This is a genomic window from Anaerotignum sp. (assembly GCF_040307045.1).
GTDB lineage: Bacteria > Bacillota > Clostridia > Lachnospirales > Anaerotignaceae > Chakrabartyella.
This window is the reverse complement of the sequence record NZ_JAWRKF010000002.1, coordinates 114,189-135,394: the sequence shown is the minus strand read 5'-3', so window position 1 is coordinate 135,394 and position 21,206 is coordinate 114,189. Positions and strand designations below refer to the sequence as shown.

Genomic DNA, 21,206 nt, shown 5'->3' with positions numbered 1-21,206 from the left:
GGATAATTTATTGCTTTTTAGGCAAAAAAAGAATATTATAAATATAGATATTTTTTTTGTGGTTTTTCGACATTTTATGCAACATACCATAGGAGTTATTTTGTATAAAAAGTAACTCTTTTTCAATCATTTGATACAACAATGGAGGAAATTGACTACAGATTTTCATAGGAATAAACCATGAGGAAACATTGTAAAAGGAATGAAAAAACCACAGGGCTTTTATAGCTTTTTTAGGGTGGTTCAGTTTCTAATGAGTCAGCAAGGTGAATAAAGCCTTGAACTATATTTTTTAAGAGGTTGTTCCCAAGGCTTTGTGGATTTTCCATGGCACAAGGAAAAATGAGGAAAGGTGGAGATACCAGGATGAGGTCCAAAGGGAAAAGACTAATTACGGCTTTCCTTTCTTTGGCACTTTTTTTTGTATGGAGTATCCCTATTAGGGCAGATGAAGATACAGAAAAAGTTAGGGTCGGTTTTTTTGAAATACCCATATATCAAAATATTGAGGTGGATGGTACATATTCCGGTTATAGCTATGATTATTTGCAAGCCATAGCCCAATATACAGGGTGGGAGTATGAATATGTAACAGGGGTCTCTTTTTATGAGTGCCTGGAAATGCTGAAAAAAGGGGAGATCGATATCATGGGGGTATTGCAAAAAACACCCCAGCGAGAGGAAATTTACGATTACCCCAGTTTTTCATCAGGGCTTAGTATGTCTCTTTTGGTTACAAATGAGGATGACGATAGGCTTTTATATGAGGACTTTCAGGCATTTGATGGCATAACCGTTGGCATTCAAAAGGGCTTTGTCAGAAACGAAGGCTTATTACAGTATTGCCAGAAAAATGATTTTTCGGTAGAGACCATTACTTATGACACCAATGCTGAGTTGATTGAGGCCATTCGTAAGGGTAAGGTGGATGCAGGGTTAATTAGCACCAACCAAAATTCACCTGATTTTCGAGTCATTGCAAGGTTTGATGTAAGCAACGTTTATTATGCAACCACAAAGGGAAATACAAAAATATTAAAGGGGTTAAACGACGCCTTGGAAAGAATCAAATTGGCAACGCCAAATTTTGATAGTACTTTGAGGGAGAAATATTTCAGTTTTGCCGTTGACCAATCTGCGGTTTTAACCAAGGAGGAAATGGAATATATAAAGGAACACCCAACCATTCGTGTGTTGTATGATGCCAGTTGGGCCCCCTTTGAAAGGGTAGATGAAAAGGGGGAGGCACACGGAATATCTATTGATGTGCTTGAGGAGATTTCTAAGGCCATTGGCATTGATTTTGAATATACACCCACACATAACCAGCAAGAAAAAGCGGCTATGTTTCAAACAGGGGAATATGACCTTGTTTCTACCATGGTGTATTCTTACCAATGGGCAAATCGTTTGAATGCTTATATCACCCAACCATATATTGATATTGACTATATGATGGTTTACCGCAGTAGCGATGAGAAAAACCATCGCCTTGCTTTGCCCAAGGGGTTTTATGTTTCTGAATTGGTGGAAAAAAAGTTGTATGAAGGGAAGTCCATCACCTTTTTTGACACGGTGGAGGAGTGTATGGAAGCGGTGAGCAATGGTGAGGCGGATTTTACTTATGCCAATGCATATGAAGCCGAGTTTTATATGTCTATTCCCAAGTATCGGGTTTTGCAGTATAGCACTGTGCAGGGTCTGTCTGAGCAAATTAGCGTAGGTGTATCCAAAAATGCAGACCCTATCTTACTTTCAATCATGGCCAAAGGCTTAGGAACTGTTTCCCAGGAGGAACTGCGCAATATGGTGCGATTACATATCAATCACCCTCAGGAAAGCAGCTTGTTGGATATGATGTATACCAATCCTGTGCAGTTTGTTGTGCTTTTGCTGTTCATTTTTTTTGTTTTGGTGGCGTATTTTACCATCTATATCCTTTATTCTATTAAAAACAAACAGAATGAAATTTTGCAAATCGCCAACAAAGCAAAGTCTGATTTTTTGTCCCATATGAGCCACGATATGCGTACCCCCATGAATGCAATTGTTGGTATGTCTACCCTGGGCAAGAGCTGTCATGACATTGAACTATCCAAGGAATACCATGAAAAAGTAAATCATACAAGCCAATACCTTCTAACGCTGATCAACGATACCTTAGATATGAGTACCATAGAAAATAATAAAATGAAATTAAACCCAGAACCCTATAATTACAATGAATTTATATTGGCCATAGAAACCATTATGCACGATAGTGCTATGGAAAAGGGTGTTACATTGGAGACCCATCTTTGCACAAACTTCCAGCAGGCTGCAATGTTTGATAAGCTTCGTCTGCAACAAATCTTTATTAACCTCATCAATAATGCCATCAAATTTACACCGCCAGGGGGGAAGGTTACATTTTTTACAGATGTGATTCCCATTAGCCCGGAACAGATCAAGGCTGTATTTACCATTCGAGACACGGGTATCGGCATGAGCCCAGAGTTTCAAAAAAAGATGTTTCAGCCTTTTGAGCAGGAACAAGGGGTAAATCTTGGCGTAGATGGGGGTACAGGTTTGGGCTTGTCCATTGTGAAGCAGTTGGTGGATTTGATGGGCGGTAGCATTCAGTGTAACAGCCAGGCTGGTGTAGGGACGGAGTTTATCGTTGAAATAAATGCGGATATTTTACAAGGGAGCAAGCAGATCCCTTCAGAAATGGAATTATTTGATGATAACGTATTAAAAGGAAAGCGAATCTTATTATGCGAAGATCATCCTTTAAATACCATGATTGCCCAAACCCTTTTAGAGAAAAAAGGCTGTATTGTGGAACATGGTGAAAATGGGCGAATCGCCATAGAAATGTTTGAAAAATCACCTAGTCAGTATTATGATGCTGTTTTGATGGATATCAGAATGCCTCTGATAAATGGGTTTGACGCAACCAGGTTTATTCGTTCGTTGCAGCGGGAGGATGCAAAAACTGTGCCTATCATTGCCATGACGGCGAATGCTTTTGATGAGGATATTCGTATGAGTTTTGAAGCGGGAATGGATGCTCACCTATCAAAACCCATTGATGCCAAAGAACTTTTTCAAACCCTGATTCAAATAATGGGAGATAAATCAAAATAAAAAGTGGAAGTCGTTGGTATTCTTTTACCAACGGCTTTTTTTGTTTGAAAATGGTGAAAATGAGAAAAATAACAATTCCTAGCTAGAAAGAAGTTGTTGCTTTATAAACAACAAGCTGTAAATAAAATTTTTTTAATTAAACGAAAATTGTTGATTATCTTTTTTTGTAGTGATATAATGCCTTCAAAGGAAAAGCATGGAAGCAAAGGAGATGATCTTGGTTAGCGAGGCAACCCAGAGGAAAGGAAGGACACCATGAAAGAAGAAAAGGTGGATCGAAGAATAAAAAGAACAAAAAATATGATGCGTGATGCATTGATGGATTTGATGGATGAAATGTCTTTTGGAGAAATCACAGCAAAGGATATTACCAGTCGGGCGGATTTAAACCGAGCAACTTTTTATTTGCATTATAACAATGTGTTTGAGCTTTTGGATGAGCTTGAAAATGAGGTTGCGGGAGATTTTTCCCAGATGTTATATAAGGTAGAGGTAAAATTGGGGGAAGATTGGGAGTACCCTATGATTGGGCAAATTTGTGATTATATTGTGGAAAACCAAAGGTTATGCCGTTGCCTCTTGCTAAACCCAAGAAGCGATCGCTTCGCCAGAAAGTTGACAGAAATCATGAAGGGAAAGGGGATGCAGGTAAAGGAGGAAATGGGGTTGGAGTTTGATCCCAACAAAGAGGAGTATATTCACCAATTTATTGCTTGCGGCGCCATGGGGATGGTGAAGCAGTGGCTCTTAGAGGGGATGCCCATGTCTAAGGAAGAAATGACGGATTTGGCTATGACATTAATTCGTCCCATTTTTAATATTTTATTACCCTAACAATTTTCAAAGAGCAAAATGAGAAAAGGAGTATGAAAGAGTATGCTGAACAAAAAAAGAACATTACTTGCGTTGCTGGTGGCAGGTTGCTTTGCAACAAGCGGATGCACAACCGACGCTGCACAGGTGTCTGCGCCGGTGGTTGAACCCAATATCGTTACAGGTACGGTTGAATGTAAAGAGGTATATATTCGTGCAAAAATTCCTGGGTATCTTACAGAAATCCCTGTTATCGAAGGACAGGAAGTGGCCAAGGGGGACTTGCTTTTTTCGTCGGACAAGAGAGATGTGCAGGTAAAACAAACCCAGGCGTCTGCCACTGTCAATGGTGCTAAAGCTGTGATGGAAAAGGCCCAGGCCAATGTTGCCCTTTTGGAGGAGCAGTATGCAAAATACCAAGAGCTGTATGAAATTGAAGCAGTTGCCCCTGATACCATGGATAAGCTGACCACTCAGTTGGAAGCGGCAAGGTTGGATGTGCAAGCTGCAACCTCTCAGTATGAGGCGGCTCAGGGGGTTTTGTCTGAGGTAAACCTGAATTTGAGCCAAACTGCCCAATATGCACCTTGCAATGGCACTGTAACCTTGGTTTCCTCTTCCGTTGGCGAATTGGTGGGCAGTGGTACAACCATTATTACCTTGACAGATTATGATGATCGTTGGATAAATGCAAATGTGGATGAGTATGAAATTGGTAAATTACAAATCGGACAGACTCTCCCTTTAACAAGCAAGGCTTATCCCAACACGGTTTTCCATGGCACCATTGTAAATGTAAGCAAAAATCCAGACTTTGCGGTGAAAAAATCTACAAATGAGCTGAATGACCAAGACGTGGTTACATATAAAGTGAAAATCGCCCTTTCCGGGGAAGATGACATCATGCTTTACCCGGGTATGCTTGTAAGCGTTAACCTGGATGAAGTGGGTGAGACTGAATGATTAGAATATTTTTAAAGGGCTTCGGTAGAGAAATCAAAATGCTCTGGCATGATAAGCGAATGCTTTTTATGTTTCTCGTTGCCCCTGTTGCTTTAAGCATTGTGGTTTGCGGAGCTTTTAGCGGCGGCATAGTCAATAACATTCCATTGGCGGCAGTTGACAGCAACTCATCAGCCAAAACAAGGGCGTTAATTGATGCTTTTGACCAATCTGACCGTTTTTACGTGCCTTATGTGGTTACGGATCAGGAGGAGGCCCTAAGCCTTATGGAATCAGGGGAGGTGTTGGGCGTCATTGTCATTCCTGCCGATTATACCCGTGCGTTGCAGATTGGTCAGCAGGCTGAAGTTTTGGTTGGGGTTAATAGTGCCAATAACATTGTGGGCAACAGTGCAGTGGTTTCCATCATGCAGGTGGTTAAAACCGTTTCTTCCCAGATTGCAGTCAAAAGCTTTGTGGCAGGGGGGAGCACCCTTGGGGATGGCACTGCAAAGGTTATGCCCATTTCTACGGTGTTACGCCCTTGGTTTAACCCCCAGTTTAGCTATTTGACTTATTTGGGCTTGGGCTTAACGGGCTTGATTTTTCATCAGCTGTTTTTGATGACTGTGGCCACCGCTTTTGCCGAGGAAAAAAAAGAAGGCATTCTTTCTGGCAAAATGACAGCCATGGAAAGTGCCATTCATTTTGTGAATAAATTTATTTTTTATGGTGGATTGGGCTATGCCAATATTTTATTCAACTACTATGCCATTTTAAAAGTATTTCATTTTCCCATGCGGGGAAATCAGCAGGATTTGGCCATTTTGTGTGGCTGTTTTATTCTGAGTCTCCTTGGGGTGGGAGCCCTTTTGGGCACCCTTTGCAAAAACACAATTCACGCCATTCAGTGGCTTATGGCATTGACATACCCGCTATTTATTCTATCGGGCTTTTCTTGGCCTCATAGTGAAATGCCAAAAGCCTTGGTGGACGGGGCACAGTTTTTGCCCTCCACCCATTTTCTTTCCCCCGTACGAGAAATTGTTCTCATGGGGGTGGGGTTTGAAACAAAAACCGTTGCCCATGGCAAGGAAATGCTTCTATTGTTGGCACTTGGGGCATTTGTGCTGAGTGTTCTTGTTTTTGCGGGGAAAGCCTATGAAGCAAAGAAGCGGATGCACCCTAAGGCGGCAGAAAAGGAGGTCGTTCAGGCATGATAGCAGGCTTTCGTATGTTTTTTCGGGAATGGCTTTATCTGTTGAAGCGTCCTCGTAGTTTGGTTTTGATGGTTTTGGTGCCTATTTTTGTAACCCTTCTTTGTGGCACCAGTTATGAAAAAGGGTACTTTTCAGATTTGAAAATGGGCGTGGTGGACTATAGTTATAGTGCCCAAACCAGAGAGGTTGTTGAGGCTTTTCAGCAATCTCCCTATTTTGAAATCGTGGGGTATTATGAAAATGAAGAATTGCTGGAAACAGCAATGAAAAACGGTGAAATTGTAGGTTGTTTGATTTTCCCTACGGATTTTACTAAAAACTTGCAGCAGGGGCGTCAGGCCGAGGTTTTGCTGGGCTCCAATGCAGTCAATATGAGCTATGGCAGTACCATAAACGTAAAGGGTTCCGAGGTTTTGGGTACGGTTTCCACCCAAATGGCAGTAAAAAGCTTGGTGGCAAAGGGTTCTACCGTAGATGATGCTTTGGCAAAAATGAACCCTGTTGGCTTTTATACCCGGCAATGGTATAACCCAACCAATAACTTTAGCTATTTCCTCTCCTTTGGTTTTATCATTGCAACGGTGCAGCAGGTTTTGATCTATTTTGCGGCGATTTCTTTGATTCGAGAAAAGGAAAGCGGCAAATTAGGGGAGCTAAAAGGGGTTCATCCCATTTTTCAGGTTGTGATAAAATGTTTGGTTTATTTTATCATAGCCATGGCAACTTGGATGGCTTGCTGTTGGATTATGGTAAATAAATTTGGCATTCCCATGAAGGGTAGCCCTGATGTGTGGCTTGCATACAGCTCTTTATTTATCTTATCCATTGTTACCTTGGGACAGCTATTTTCCTCCATATTGCCAAACCCCGTTTTTGCTACGTCTTTTTCTTTGGTATTCACCTCTCCCTCCTTGGTTTTGAGTGGATACACATGGCCAACCATGGCGTTGACGGGTTTTTATCAGAAATTGGCACAAGTATTTCCCTTAACACATTTTGCTTTGGGTTACAGAAATGTGGCTCTTATGGGCTGTGGTTTTGAGGCTATTCATCAACAGATGGTAAGTTTAGCTTGCATCAGTGGGGGATGCTTTGTTTTAAGCTGCATCATTTGGACGGTAAGGTTAAAAAGTATTGAGAAGAAAGAACAGAAGCTGCAAATGCCTGTGGTGGATGAAGGGGCAGAAGCAATGGCTCAGTGAAGGTTGAAAGGAGAGCAATGGTATGGGAAGGTTAAAATATAAAAAATGGAGTGCCTTTTGTTTGACAGGTCTGCTAACCTTTGGCATGACAACACCCGTTTTTGCAAAGACTGTAGTTGCAACAGCGGCGGAAGAAAACATAGATGGGCCAATGACTTTGGAAGAAATACAAAAGCAGGTATTGAAAAGCAATCGGCTGAAAACAACATTGAATTTGAATTATAAAAAAGTTCTGTCGGGGTTGGATGCCATTGATGAGGGCTTAAGTGATTTGAAGGATACTCAGGATAGCGCTGCCCATGCTAGAAGGCAGGCTGGGGAGATTGCATCAAGCACCTCATCTCAAATTACCGGTGGGATTTTGGGGGGAGCAATTGATCCCAATTTAGGCAAGGTTAGTATTGGCCTTCTTTCCGGCAGTGCCAAAACAGCAAGTGCCATGGAGGATATGACGGACAGCATAGTAGACCAAAAACGTGATGAACTGGAAAACCAACAGCAGAGCTTAAAAAACACAAAGCAGGATTTAAACAAAACCCAGGAAGATTGGAATAATCAAGCTCTCTTGGTTTCCCAGCTCTTGGTTGTAAAAACAGCCCAGGTGGAAAAGGGTATCGGCTTGCTGGAGGAAAAGCAGGATTTGATGGAACGCCTTTATACCATTGAAGAAAAGAAGGAATCCTTGGGATTAAGCATCAAAACAGACCTAAAGCAGGCAAAATTAACCGTGTCAGAAAATAGCAAGGATGTTCAAGATGCAAAGGATGGTCTGACACTGTTGAAACGCCAAATTAACGATTTGATGGGTAAGCCGATTGATGGTGAATTAGAAATCGTTGCGCCTGATATGGCAAGAGTAATCGAATATGCCCCAGAATATAGCGAAGAACTGCTGAAAGAGGCAAAGGATAAGAACTATCAGCTGAAAACCTTGCGTAGAGACTATCAGCAGGCAGAACAAAAAACCAAAGATAACACACTATATTCAGGCCAAATTAAAGCCCATCAGTTAGATATGGATATTGCCAAAGTTTCCATGGAAAATCAGGAAATTGCTATTGCCAATGATTTGAAAAAGAAGCTGGATAGCATTAACAAAGCGGCATCCGCTTATCAAATTCAAAAAGATACTTATGAGAAGGCAAAAACCCAATTAGAACAACAGCAAAAAACAGCTGAAGTGGGGATGCTATCCTCTGTTGAAATTCAGGCATTAGAACTTCAGTTCAAGCAAAATGAGCTGGCGTTAATGGCGGCTGCATACGATTATGATTTGGCTTGGGAAGAATACCGTCTTTTGATGAGCGGTACTTCACTAGATATTTATGACACCTATAAAGCGCAGGTAGGTGCGTAAGCAAGACAGATGGATTGAATATTCTGATAAGTACCTCGAATGACTTAACGGAAAACTCGACAAAGGAGCAAAGGGTTGCCAATGGATTTGGCGGCCTTTTGTTTTATTAAAAATCAGTTGTTGTTTTCCGATTAGGGAGGATAGGGGATGGGCAGGGTATTTTCTCGTTTAACTGTTGTGGGATTTGGCTTACAGGCTTGGCTTATTTGAACAGAAGTTATTTTCAGTGCCTAGCAATTGTCTCCTCTTTTGTTTTAGGCAAAAAAAACCAAATAAAAAGGGGTATATCCTTTGCAGCAAAATAAAAAGGCAAGTATTCAAACGAATGCTTGCCTTTTTTTTATGTATTTGTTATACCTGTGCCTCCAATGCTTCAGCCGCATTGTAGGAACTACGGACAAAGGGGGCGGAAGCAACAAAAGCAAAGCCCTTGTCCTCTGCAACTTTGCCATACAGGTCAAACTGTTCGGGGGTGATATATTCCTGAACGGGGTAATGAGCAGTGGAAGGCGCCAGATATTGACCAATGGTTAAGAATTCACAGCCAACGGCTCTTAAATCGTCCATCACTTCATAAACCTGCTCTGGTGTCTCCCCAAGACCCAACATAATGCCTGTTTTGGAACGAATTTTGGGTGCCAATTCCTTGATGGATTTCAGCACTTCCAAGGATCTTCCATAGATTGCCTGAGGGCGAACTTGGTCGTATAATTCTTTCACAGTTTCCATGTTATGGCTAATCACTTCGGGGTTTGCATCAGCAACAACTTTTAAAGCATCTCGATTTCCCAGGAAATCGGGGATCAAAACCTCAACGGCTGTGTCGGGGTTTGATTTATGAATTGCACGGATGGTTGCTGCAAAGTGGGCGGCACCACCATCGGGCAGGTCATCTCTGGTTACAGAGGTGATGACAACGTATTTCAGCCCTAGTTTGGATACTGCCTCTGCAACTCGTTTTGGTTCATCTACATCAATTTTTTGGGGTTCGCTGTTGGTTACGTTGCAAAAACGGCAGTTACGGGTGCAATTTACCCCCAAAATCATAAAAGTTGCAGTTTTTTTGGAAAAGCAATCCACAAAGTTTGGACACATGGCTTCATCGCAAATGGTGTTGAGGTGGAGCGTGCTTAACATTTGGCGTACATATTTTAAGTTGGGATCTTCTCTATAAGTTCTTTTTAACCATTCGGGTTTTTCTAACATGTTTGGTTCCTCCATTTATCATATACTTAGAAATTGAAACACAAGGCATAGAAATAAAGCCTGATTTGCTATTTCAAAAAGGCTTAAGAAAATAGTACGGCAACAAACTCTTCTGCCGTAATGCCGCCCAGATAGGGGAATAAGTCAATTTCCTTAAGGTAGGCCAACAGGGCATCTTTATGAAATGCTTTGTTGGTTAAAATAGTCTCTAATTCCTCTATGGGTTTCATGGAAAGAAAGTCCCCACGGATGGAGCAAGCTGCAATCATACCTTCTTGTACTTCCAAATAAGTCTCAACCTTACCTAAAGGCAGACGTGTGTCGCTATGGTGGGTAAAGTTGGTGTTGGTGCGGTATGTCCAAAGGGGATTTGCATATTTTTCATCACGGATTTTTGCAATGCCGTTCATATCCTCTTGGGTAAATTGGTAGCTTTCCATAGGCATAATTTCTTGTAAAGCCTGAATAAAAAGAGCCTTAAATTCCTGTGTTGTATATTTTTCTGGAAGATGTTCGCTGATATTTGTCACACGACTACGCACAGAGGAAATGCCCTTGTTTTTCATCTTAGATTCATCCACAGTGAGGATTTTTTCCAAAACTGAAAGTTCTGCGTCAAATAAAAGGGAACAGTGGCTGCAAAGGTAGTTTTTCCCCAAACGCTGTGCTAAGCCAGAAATCTTTTTTCCGTCTAAAAGCATATCGTTTCTCCCTTTGACTTCAGCATGGATGCCCATTTTTTGCAAAGCCTCAATAATGGGTTCTGCCAAACGGGTACGCCCCATAGCCTTTGCGTCGTCCCCAGGGGTAAATGGGGTGATTAGGGTGCACAATAAAGTGCCATGGTCGGTATAAATTGTTCCGCCACCACTAGAACGGCGAACGATTTGCACACCATGCTCCTTTGCAAGGTCAAGATCAATTTCGTCTTGGGCGATTTGATTGCTGCCAAGCATAGCGCAGTTGTCCGTTTGCCAAAGCATGAAAATATCTTGGGATTGACCCAAGGCAGTCATGCAGTATTCTTCGGATGCAAAATGCAGTGCAGCGTCAGTTTCTTTTGGCTGAAAAAAAATCATATTAAGCCCTCCTTATCATTTGTAAAATACAATTTAAGTATACTAAATATATGGGCCTATGGCAAGGGAGCTAGCTTTGGTAAAAGGCGAGGAAAAAGGGGAAAAAGGTTGATTTTTTGGGATAGTTTTACAAAGAAAAAAATATTTATTTCTTTTTGTACATATATTTTAGACTGTTTTGGAAAACAAAAAACAACATAAAACATATTTGTTGAAAAAGATGAAACCAAGGCTTACAGTCTTTTCGGGATTCAATATGCTTTTTTATTTGTTGGGTAGGGGGGAAAAAATCATAAAAAAATTCAACAGATTTAAGCTTATTTAAAATTGTATTTCCAGGGAATACATTATGCAGTAGAAATCCAGCATTGGGAAGGAGTTTTTGGTATGGTGGGAGAAAGTCCTGTGGTTATGGGTAGAAATGAAAAAAGCTTTGGGGATTTTTTGTTGTGTGTTTTAAAAATTTCCGCTATACTGAAAAAAGAAGAGGTGAGAGATGTGACTGCTTTGATGAAGATTCAAACCTTTATACAGGCCTATGCCCAAGCAATTTCCTCCATTTTGGAGTCTGACGTAACGGTGGTGGATAACGAGCTGATTCGAGTCGCAGGAACGGGTAACTATGCCGTTGAAATTGGTAACACCATTGCCCATGCCAACTTTTTTGACGGTATTCTAAGGTCAGGGGAGAGCGGCATCATTACAAATGTGGCGGAAGACCCAAATTGTATTGGCTGTGAAAAACGTTCCTATTGCAAGGAATTGGCCAACTTAGCATACCCCATTTTCAAAAATGGGGTTGTGGTGGGTGTTATTTCCATCATCGCTTTCCAAGAAAAGCAGAGAGAAAACCTACTGAAAAACCGCCCCCAGTTAGAAGAATTTTTGAAATATATGACAATGCTTTTGGAAAGCAAGCTTTATACCTCGGAGGCAAAAGACCGCTTAGAGCAGCAGTTGCAGGTGGTGCATGATGATAACAAGGTGTGGTCTTTTGTGGGCAAAAGCCAAAAGATGCAGGAAGCAATTGCCATTGGGCAGAAGGTGGCCAAGTCCGATTCCACTGTTTTTTTACGAGGGGAAAGTGGTACTGGAAAAGAGATTATGGCAAAAATGATTCATGATTTAAGTCATAGGCGAGATAAACTGATGATTTCAATCAACTGTGCGGCAATCCCTGAAAATTTGGTGGAAAGTGAATTGTTTGGCTACGAGGAGGGGGCTTTTACGGGGGCAAAGAAAAAGGGTGCCATCGGAAAGTTTGAACTGGCGGATAAAAGCACCATTTTTCTGGATGAAATCGGCGATATGCCCCTTCCTGTGCAAACCAAGCTTCTTCGGGTGCTACAAGAGAGCAAGCTGGAGCGTATTGGTGGGCAGAAAACCATCCCCATCGACATTCGGGTGATTTGTGCCACCAACAAGGACATTCAGCACATGGTGGAGGAAGGAACTTTCCGTGAGGACTTGTATTACCGTCTGAATATTATCCCCATCGAATTGCCGCCCCTACGCAAGCGTAAGGAGGATATCCCCTCCTTGGTGAAGTATTACATCGCATATTATAATCAAAAGTTGGGCAAGCAGATCCGCGGGGTTTCTGCCCAAGGCATGGAAACCTTAGTGAATTACCATTGGCCAGGAAATGTGCGGGAGTTGAAAAATATCATTGAATATTTTGCCAATATTGTAGAGGGAGAGGAAGTGCAGCTTTCGGATTTACCCGATCATATCGTTTTACGCTCGGCAAAGGGTTACGAAACCTGGTCCCTGGATAAAATTATGGAGGAATACGAAAAGCGTGTGCTGACCAATATGATTCGTGGGGAGTCCACCGTGGAAGACAAGGAGCAAATGGCGGAGTCATTGCAGATTAGCCGTGCCACTTTATATCGAAAACTAAAAAAATACAACTTACTTTAATCTCATTTTTGAGAAATCATCTCATTATTGAGAAGTTAAAAATTAAGTCTTTTTCAAGGAAGAATGGGGAAAACCTTTTAACGAAACATAATTTTTTTGTGTTTGTTAAGAGGTTTTTATTTTTTATTGGAATGATATTAAAATTGTTTCTTTTTTGTTTTCTCAAAATTGAGAATTCTAAAATATAATATGCCTTAAAAAAGGGGATTTTTATTTTGGCATCAAAATTGCTTTATATAGATTCATAGAGATAAGAGGAAAAGGGAAGTTTATCAACAAGGAGGAATCTTTTATGAATATGAATATCATCTTTGATGCCATAAAAAGTGAAATGAAACCGAGCATGGGCTGTACAGAGCCAGTTGCCATTGGTTTGGCAGTATCCAGAACCTGCGAGCTTTTAACAAAGCCTGCAACCCACTTAGATATGGTTATTAGCTCCAATATTTTTAAAAATGCGTATAGCGTTCAAATCCCAAATGCTGGCACCAACGGCATTGAGCTGTCCTGTGCCTTGGGGTATATCTTAAGCAAGCCAGGTAACACCATGGAGATTTTTGCACAAATCCATCCCAATCAGGTAACAGAGGCAAAAAGGTTGGTAAAGGAGGGCTTTGTTTCTGTCAAAGTGCTTCCTAGCAGTGAATTTTATATCGAGTGTGTGGCTACCAATGCCCAGGAAAAAGCCCAAACCATTACAGAAAAAGCCCATGATAACATGATTTTTGCTGAAAAAGACGGCAATGTAACCGTAAACAAGAAAAATACTAACAGCCAAGAAAAGACGGAGAATACTTTTGATATCACAAAATATACCTTTGCTGACTTTTATGAATGGGCAAATGCAGTGGATGGGTCAGACTTGGCTTTCATCAAAGAGGGCATAGAAATGAACCTTTCCATTGCAGAATTAGGCATGAAGAAAAAATATGCCATCGGCGTTGGGCCAACCTTAAAAAAACTTGCAGAAAGCGGAAAGCTTTCCAATGATATGCTTATGGATATTAAGCAGCTTACTGCAGCAGCCAGTGATTTTCGTATGAGTGGTGGGAATGGCTCCGTTATGACATTTCTGGGTAGTGGCAACCAGGGGATTGAAACTATGGTGCCTATGGCAGTTTTTGCAAAGCATATGAATGTTCCGGAAGAAAAGCTTTTGCGGGCCGAGTTTTTGGGTATGCTGATTATTATGTACATGAAATATCATGTGGGCAGATTATCCCCCATTTGTGGTGCAACCTTGGCCGGGGCCGGCAGTGCGGCGGGCATGGTTTATATGATGGATGGAAATTTGGAACAGATTTCTGGAGCTGTCCAAAACATGATAGGCGGTGTTGCAGGTATGTTCTGCGATGGTGCCAAAGGTGGATGTGCATTAAAGCTTTCCATTTGTGCCGGGGAGGCAGTGTACTCAGCGCTTTTTGCAATGGATAATAGCATTATTCAGCCCACAGATGGTATTATCAGCGAAAAGGCAGAAGAGACGGCAAAGAGCTTAGCAAAGCTTTCCCATGAAGGCCTAGCCGATGTAGATATGAAAGTGATTGAGATTATGCAAGGAAAATAAAAATATCTATATCCCCCTTGTTTCAAAAAAAGTAGCGTTATCATAAACAATAACAAAAGGGATTTCCTATGTATATAGCCAAATAAGGTTAATGGAAAAGCCCAAGTAAGCTTGCAAGTTGTCTATTGGAGTTTTAAAAATGTCCTTGTTTTTGCCACAATGGCGTGGTAAAAGAGGACAAAATGGTATGCCAATTTTCCTTTGTAATATCCCCTAAAAAGCCCCTCATAATTATTCTGAGGGGCTTTTTCCATAGGTATTTTTCAAAAGGCGTACTAATTTGTCAAAACCTGAAACAGCTTGGATTTGAAGGCTTTTGTGTCAATTTTTTTACATAGGGTTGCGTTTCCTTTTTTGTTCCAGTGCGCATCTTGAATGGAACAAAGTTGTTTATCATTTATAATGACTTGGCCATAGGTAAAGGGGTCCATGATGCAGGTATGGCAAAAACAAGACACCGACTCTAAAAGAATATCTGGCCAAAGGGCAACTCCCATGGCAATGGCATCGGGCAGGTCAACAAAATGGCCTCCACTTTGCTTTAAGTTAAACTGAAATAAAGAGCGGTTGCATTCAACGGCAAAAATGGCCTCTTTTTTTTCACTGGCCAGGAGCATATCCATGTCCTCACTGTTAAGTGCAGCATCCCCAAGGCACACATCAAACCCGATAATTGTGATGGGTATTCCAGATTTTAGCATAATGTCATAGGCTTCTGCATCTACAAAAACGTTATATTCAGCAACAGGGCTGGCGTTGCCGCGACCAAAGCCTGCCGTCCCCATGGAATAAATATGCTTTACTTTTTGCATAATTTTCGGGTCTTTTAGAATTGCCAGAGCTATATTTGTTACAGGGCCTAAGGCTACGATTTCAACTTCGTTGGGGTGCCCATTCACAACCTTTAAAATTGCATCAACGGCATACCCATGTTCTTCGGAAATTGTGGGATGGATCAAATCCAAATCTCCCATTCCATCCTCACCGTGCACATTGCCAGCTGTAACCAGTTTCCTCATGAGAGGATTCGCCGCACCAACATAGACGGGGGGCTGTTGTTTGTTGACCACTTCAATGGTCATTAGGGTGTTTTTGGTTGCCAGCTCAACGGGAACATTGCCGCATACTGTTGTGATGGCTTCAATATGAATTTTTTTTGACTTTAGGGCCATCATTAGTGCTACAGCATCATCACTCCCACAATCTGTATCAATGATAATTCGTCTCATAAAGTCCTCCTATCTGTGAGAAAAATGTTGAATTTATTATAAAATAAGTGCTAAACTAAAAATAGGTCAAATGACCAAGAAATGAAGGAATAGGGGGGGTGGTGCTAAATAATGGAACACTATGTTCAAAATGCACCCAAAAATATAAAAGATGCTTTTATTTATCGAAGCTATCCCAAGGGAAGCATAATCATTCATGCTGGGGAAGAAAATAATTATTTATATATTATTACGAAAGGCAGTGCCAGTGTGGTAGCCCAAAATACAGCAGGGGTAGGGCTGATTTTATATTCCTTTGAAACCAATAGCTGCTTTGGTGAGTTGGAGTTGTTTCATTCCAGGGCAAAAACTGCAACGGTGGTAAGCAATTCTGATTGCGATTTAATTATTTTGCATAAGAAATTTGTCATCGATTGGATGAAGGCTGATTTTCAATTTACACTGCGCCTAATGGAGGAGTTATCTGAAAAAATATTGATAAATTCCAAAAAACTTACAGCGGTTTCATTGCTTAGTGTGAAGGATAGGCTAATGTATTATATTTACTCCCACTATAAATTTGGGGATTTAAAAATGTTAACAAAAGCCCGTGTGTGTGCAGATACTTTTATTCCTTTACGTAGTTTAAACAGAGCCATTGCTGAATGCAGTAAAGAAGGATATTTAGAATATGTAAAAAACAGGTTTTATGTGCTATCCTTTGAAAAGTTAGAAGAACGCTGTAGTAGTTTATTTTAAGGAAATAGAAAATTCCAATTTCAAGACAAATTGGGTTGATAAAACAAAAAGATATGGAAGTATTACTTATTATAAAATTATAAAAGCATTTTAAAAAGCGGTAGCTACATTTATTGTAATTACCGCTTTTTTTATAAAGTTTGCGTTATAAGGTATCTTCCAATTGAATTTGGGATAGTAACCCGTTTGCCGCTTTATCTTTTTCCTGGATAAAATGCCCTGTGGAGGGTATTTTCTTTGTGCGGTAGTATTCCAAGTCTAGGGAGGCGAACTGCTGGGGCTTGAATACGTTAGAAACGGTACTGTTTTTCTTCAATGTGTAAACTTGTATACCAGATGCACTCTTGGAAGCATTCATGGGAATCATTTCGGTGTTTAACAAGGTGGCTTTGTCGCTGTTACGCATTAGGAGATAATCCACCTCGGCGTCCAGTTTTTCCATAAAAATCAGCTTTGCCCGAGAGGAATATGCATTCACCAGCTTGCGTCGGTTCATCTTGGTGGCATATGCCGAAAGCTGCACTTTAGCCGCCTTACCATTTTCAAAGAAAAAAACCATAAAGCCTGTATAGTCCGAGGTGGCAGTCATATAGATGATTTTTTCATCTGGATCCATGCCCAAAAGGTTTGGCAAGTAGTCCCCTAAAATGCTGGCTTTGGTGTCGGCAATATCACTGGCTTTCATTTTGTACACATTGTATTGATCAGAGAAGAAAAGGATGTCTGTACGGTTGGTGCTTTCCAATTCGTATAGGATTTTATCTTCATCCTTCAGTTTTTGTTCCCCAGCAGAGCGCAAGGAAGCCAGGGGTATTTTTTTGAAATAATTTTCTTCCGTTAGGAAAAGGCGGATGCCGTAATCCTCAATTAGGTCGTCTTTGGTGATGGTGACAATCTCCTCTTCCTGTACAATTTCGGTTTTTCTTGGCTTACCGAATTTTTTCTGCACAGTTTTAAGCTGTTTGCAAATGATATTTCGTATTTTTGTTTCACTTTTTAGGGTATCTTTTAAATCTTGTATTTCCTCTGCCAAGGTTTTTCGTTCTTCAATACGTCGTAAAATATATTCTTTATTGATATTTCTCAGCTTAATTTCAGCAATATACTCCCCTTGGATTTGGTCAATATCAAACCCACCCATTAAATTTGGCACAACCATGCTTTCCTGCTCCGTATTTCGTATGATGGAAATGGCCTTGTCGATATCCATAAGAATTTTGGAAAGACCCTGTAACAAATGATACTTTTCTTCTTTTTTATTGATATCAAAGGCAAGCTGACGGCGGATCGAATCCATGCGAAAATCCACCCAATGCTTTAAAATATCCCCAACACCCAAAGTCATTGGTTTGCCGTGGATCAACACGTTGAAGTTGCAGCTAAAGCTATCAGAAAGGGGGGTTAAGCGGAACAGCTTGTGCATCAAAAGCTGAGGATCCGTATTTCGCTTCACATCTAAGGTGATTTTTAAGCCGTTTAAGTCCGTTTCGTCTCTGACGTCAGTAATATCTCTGATTTTTCCACTCTTGACCAAAGTCAAAATCTTATCAATAATGCTTTCGATATTTGTGGTGTATGGGATTTCGTATATTTCAATGCAGCTATTGGCCTTATCAAAGCGGTATTTTGCCCTTAGTTTGAAGCTACCACGGCCTGTTTTATAAATCTGTTCCAGATCCTTACGGTTATAAATCAACTCGCCTCCAGTTGAAAAATCAGGGGCGGGGAGATGGTCGCAAAGGTCGATGGAGTCGTTCTTGATGTATTGAATGGTTGCTTCGCAAAGCTCTGATAAGTTGAAGCTGCAAATGGAACTGGCCATACCTACGGCGATTCCTAAATTTGGATTAGCCAAAATATTTGGGAAGGTGGTAGGCAGAAGGGTAGGCTCTTTGATTGTGCCATCGTAGTTATCTATAAAATCCACTGTATTTTTTTCAATATCCCCAAAAAGCTCATTACAAATGGTTCCCAGTTTTACCTCTGTATAACGGGGTGCTGCATAAGCCATATCTCTGGAGTATTGCTTGCCAAAGTTCCCCTTGGAATCCACAAAGGGAACCAAAAGGGCACCGTTACCTTCTGTCAAACGCACCAGGGTTTCGTAAATTGCCCCGTCACCATGGGGGTTAAGCTTCATGGTTTGCCCGACCACATTGGAAGATTTTGTTCTGTCACCTTTGAGTAAGTTCATCAGGTACATGGTGTACAAAAGCTTTCTGTGGGAGGGCTTGAACCCGTCAATTTCGGGAATTGCACGGGAAACAATCACACTCATGGCATAGGGCATATAGTTGAGCTCCAAAGTTTGGGTAATTGCCTGCTCATGAATGAAAATGTCGTTTACCTCTGTGGTTGTATTTTTCTTTTTTGCCATGTTGGTACACCGTCTTTCTAACTAATGTCTGTCAAATCCAGATATTTGTGGCCTTCTTCGGCGATAAATTCTTTTCTGCCTGCCAAGTTTTCCCCCAGTAAAAGTTCGAACATTTTCTGGGTACGGGCGGCATCATCGGGAGTCACTAAGATCAACCGCCTGGAAGCAGGGTTCATGGTGGTTTCCCACATCATTTCTGGTTGGTTTTCACCAAGCCCCTTGGAGCGGTTGATTTTCGTTTTCCCTTTTAGTTTGCTTAAAATTTCAGCTTTTTCTGTTTCAGAATATGCAAAATAGGTTTGCTTGCCGTTGATAATCTCATAAAGAGGGGACTCGGCGATATAAACCTTTTTCTCATGGATTAGGGTTGGCACCAACCGATACAGCATGGTCAAAAGCAGGGTGCGAATCTGGAATCCGTCCACATCGGCATCGGTGCACAGGATAATTTTGTTCCAGCGCAACTGGCTCAAATCAAAGGAGTTTAGGTCTGATGTGTGCTTTGACTTGATTTCTACGCCACAGCCTAAAACCTTTAAAAGGTCGGTAATGATGTCGTTAGCAAAAATTTTATTGTAGTCTGCTTTTAGGCAATTTAAAATCTTCCCTCGGATGGGGATGATTGCCTGGAATTCTGCATCTCTGCCCAGCTTACAGGCACCCAATGCAGAGTCACCTTCAACGATGTAAATTTCCCGGCGGTTGGTATCCTTGGTTCGGCAGTTGACGAATTTTTCAACACGATTGTTCATATCCAATGTGCCTGTGAGCTTTTTACGGATGGAAATTCGTGTTTTTTCCGCTGTTTCACGGCTTCGTTTGTTTGCCAAAACCTGGGCGGCAATTTTTTCTGCATCTATTTTATTTTCAATAAAATAAATTTCTAATTGCTCACGGAAAAAGTCCGTCATAGCATCTTGTATGAACTTATTGGTGATGGATTTTTTTGTTTGGTTTTCGTAGCTGGTAACGGTGGAGAAGGAATTGATGACCAAAATCAAACTATCCTCAATATCTGCAAATGTGATTTTCTTTTCATCTTTTTTATAGAGATTATTGGTTTTTAAGTATTTGTCGATGGCAAAAACAAAGGCGTTTTTCACTGCTTTGTCAGGGGAACCGCCATATTCCAAAAAGCTGGAATTATGGTAATATTCCAAAGCATTCACCTGATTGTTAAAGCAAAAAGCCGCCTCAAACTTAAGCTTATACTCGGGCTTGTCCTCCCGATCTTTGCCCTTTGTTTCTGTTTGTAAGTAATGCACATCGGTAAGGCTATCTTTGCCGGAGAGCTCAACCAAATAATCTTTTATGCCGTTTTCATAGCAATAAATGAATTTTTCGCCGCTTGCTTCATCAAATAATTCAAAGGTTAAGCCGGCATTTACCACTGCCTGTTTTTTTAATACATCTTGAAAATAGGACAGGGGGATATTAATTTCTGTAAAAACGTCACGATCGGGACGCCACTTAATTTGAGTGCCGGAAGGGTGTTTGTCGGCACGCTCTTTCATGAGGCCTGCTACATTTTCCCCTTTTTCAAAGTGGAGGCTGTAACAAGTATTATCACGATAGATGACCACATCCATATATTCGGAGGCATACTGGGTGGCACAGGTACCTAGGCCATTTAGGCCCAAGCTAAACTCATAGTTTTCCCCTGAGTTGTTTTGATATTTGCCCCCTGCGTAAAGTTCGCAGAAAACCAATTCCCAGTTAAACCGGTCCTCTTTGCTATTATAATCTACAGGGATACCTCGCCCATAGTCCTTCACCATAATGGAATGATCAGCATAGCGAACCACTTCGATTTTCTTTCCGTAGCCTTCACGGGCCTCGTCAATAGAGTTAGATAGGATTTCAAAGACTGCGTGCTCACAGCCATCCAGTCCATCGGAACCAAAAATAACACCTGGGCGAAGTCGCACACGATCCGCACCTTTCAGGGAGGTGATACTTTCGTTTGTATAAGTTGAATTTTCTTTTGATTTCATGAAAACACCTGCTTTATTTGTTATCTGACCCCATATATATAGGTAAGAAGTAAATTTATCCCAATATATATTAATTTACATTAGTTTGGTTTTTGTGTCAAGGCAATGGCTTAGCCCTTGTGCAATATTATTGACAAAATTCTTGATTTTTTATGCGAAGGTTGATATAATAAATGGGCTAAATCAATGTTTGGTTTTCGCTGCCAAATGGTTAAGCTTTATTTTATAGGGAGACGTATCGAAGTGGTCATAACGAGAACGACTCGAAATCGTTTGGCGGTTAACCCCGTCCGTGGGTTCGAATCCCACCGTCTCCGTAGAAAAAAAGAACACCGGAAGGTGTTTTTTTTTTTGTCCAAAACCTTTTCTAAAAATATAAAATACCTAAGGATAAAGCCCTTAAGGAAACAACTGGGATAGAGTGGAACAT

At 41.0% G+C, this 21,206-nt stretch carries 14 protein-coding genes and 1 tRNA gene; 10 read left to right on the top strand and 5 right to left on the bottom strand.

Translation table 11 applies throughout. The features are described 5' to 3' along the window. Nucleotides 1-366: 366 nt before the first annotated feature. The 6 genes from ABVZ64_RS00640 to ABVZ64_RS00615 all read left to right on the top strand — a co-directional run bounded on the left by ABVZ64_RS00640 (nt 367) and on the right by ABVZ64_RS00615 (nt 8,663). A complete protein-coding gene (locus ABVZ64_RS00640) occupies nt 367-3,129 on the top strand; it encodes a transporter substrate-binding domain-containing protein (protein WP_352399128.1) in 2,763 nt (920 codons plus the stop codon). Nucleotides 3,130-3,384: 255 nt separating this feature from the next. Next, nucleotides 3,385-3,963: a TetR/AcrR family transcriptional regulator gene (locus ABVZ64_RS00635; protein ID WP_352399127.1), complete on the top strand. Its 579-nt coding sequence runs from the start codon at nt 3,385-3,387 to the stop codon at nt 3,961-3,963. 42 nt (nt 3,964-4,005) lie between these two features. Further along, nucleotides 4,006-4,905: an HlyD family secretion protein gene (locus tag ABVZ64_RS00630; protein WP_352399126.1), complete on the top strand. Its 900-nt coding sequence runs from the start codon at nt 4,006-4,008 to the stop codon at nt 4,903-4,905. Beyond that, the gene (locus ABVZ64_RS00625; protein ID WP_352399125.1) at nt 4,902-6,104 is read left to right on the top strand and encodes an ABC transporter permease; all 1,203 of its coding nucleotides are present in this window, start codon (nt 4,902-4,904) and stop codon (nt 6,102-6,104) included. Before ABVZ64_RS00630 ends, ABVZ64_RS00625 begins: the two co-directional genes overlap by 4 nt. Then, nucleotides 6,101-7,306, top strand: coding sequence for an ABC transporter permease (locus ABVZ64_RS00620; RefSeq protein WP_352399124.1), 1,206 nt, complete (start codon nt 6,101-6,103; stop codon nt 7,304-7,306). The genes ABVZ64_RS00625 and ABVZ64_RS00620 overlap by 4 nt, the downstream gene beginning before the upstream one ends. Before the next feature lie 22 nt (nt 7,307-7,328). After that, on the top strand, nt 7,329-8,663 hold the full coding sequence (locus tag ABVZ64_RS00615) for a TolC family protein (protein ID WP_352399123.1): 1,335 nt from the start codon (nt 7,329-7,331) through the stop codon (nt 8,661-8,663). Between the two features lie 351 nt (nt 8,664-9,014). On the opposite strand, the gene lipA is transcribed toward ABVZ64_RS00615, so the two are convergent. Next, entirely contained in the window at nt 9,015-9,869 is an 855-nt protein-coding gene (gene lipA / locus ABVZ64_RS00610; protein WP_352399122.1) for a lipoyl synthase, read from the bottom strand. Nucleotides 9,870-9,952: 83 nt separating this feature from the next. After that, a complete protein-coding gene (gene lplA, locus ABVZ64_RS00605; RefSeq protein ID WP_352399121.1) occupies nt 9,953-10,948 on the bottom strand; it encodes a lipoate--protein ligase in 996 nt (331 codons plus the stop codon). A gap of 387 nt (nt 10,949-11,335) precedes the next feature. On the opposite strand from lplA, the gene ABVZ64_RS00600 reads away from it, so the two are divergent. Together ABVZ64_RS00600 and ABVZ64_RS00595 are read left to right on the top strand one after the other, a co-directional pair. After that, nucleotides 11,336-12,871: a sigma 54-interacting transcriptional regulator gene (locus ABVZ64_RS00600; protein WP_352399120.1), complete on the top strand. Its 1,536-nt coding sequence runs from the start codon at nt 11,336-11,338 to the stop codon at nt 12,869-12,871. Nucleotides 12,872-13,163: 292 nt separating this feature from the next. After that, entirely contained in the window at nt 13,164-14,438 is a 1,275-nt protein-coding gene (locus ABVZ64_RS00595; protein WP_352399119.1) for an L-cysteine desulfidase family protein, read from the top strand. 275 nt (nt 14,439-14,713) lie between these two features. Here the strand turns inward: ABVZ64_RS00595 and ABVZ64_RS00590 are convergent, their stop codons facing one another. Beyond that, nucleotides 14,714-15,667 carry a nucleoside hydrolase gene (locus ABVZ64_RS00590; protein WP_352399118.1) on the bottom strand — a complete coding sequence of 318 codons (954 nt, stop codon included), beginning with the start codon at nt 15,665-15,667 and terminating at the stop codon, nt 14,714-14,716. A 111-nt stretch (nt 15,668-15,778) separates the two neighbouring features. Between ABVZ64_RS00590 and ABVZ64_RS00585 the strand changes: the two genes are divergently transcribed. Then, complete coding sequence (locus ABVZ64_RS00585) at nt 15,779-16,405, top strand: Crp/Fnr family transcriptional regulator (RefSeq protein ID WP_352399117.1); 627 nt, start codon at nt 15,779-15,781, stop codon at nt 16,403-16,405. Nucleotides 16,406-16,550: 145 nt separating this feature from the next. On the opposite strand, the gene ABVZ64_RS00580 is transcribed toward ABVZ64_RS00585, so the two are convergent. Together ABVZ64_RS00580 and ABVZ64_RS00575 are read right to left on the bottom strand one after the other, a co-directional pair. Continuing rightward, entirely contained in the window at nt 16,551-18,782 is a 2,232-nt protein-coding gene (locus ABVZ64_RS00580) for a DNA gyrase subunit A (protein ID WP_352399116.1), read from the bottom strand. Between the two features lie 17 nt (nt 18,783-18,799). Beyond that, nucleotides 18,800-20,776: a DNA gyrase/topoisomerase IV subunit B gene (locus ABVZ64_RS00575; RefSeq protein ID WP_352399115.1), complete on the bottom strand. Its 1,977-nt coding sequence runs from the start codon at nt 20,774-20,776 to the stop codon at nt 18,800-18,802. A 229-nt stretch (nt 20,777-21,005) separates the two neighbouring features. On the opposite strand from ABVZ64_RS00575, the gene ABVZ64_RS00570 reads away from it, so the two are divergent. Then, nucleotides 21,006-21,093 (top strand) — tRNA-Ser (locus tag ABVZ64_RS00570). Nucleotides 21,094-21,206 lie beyond the last annotated feature (113 nt).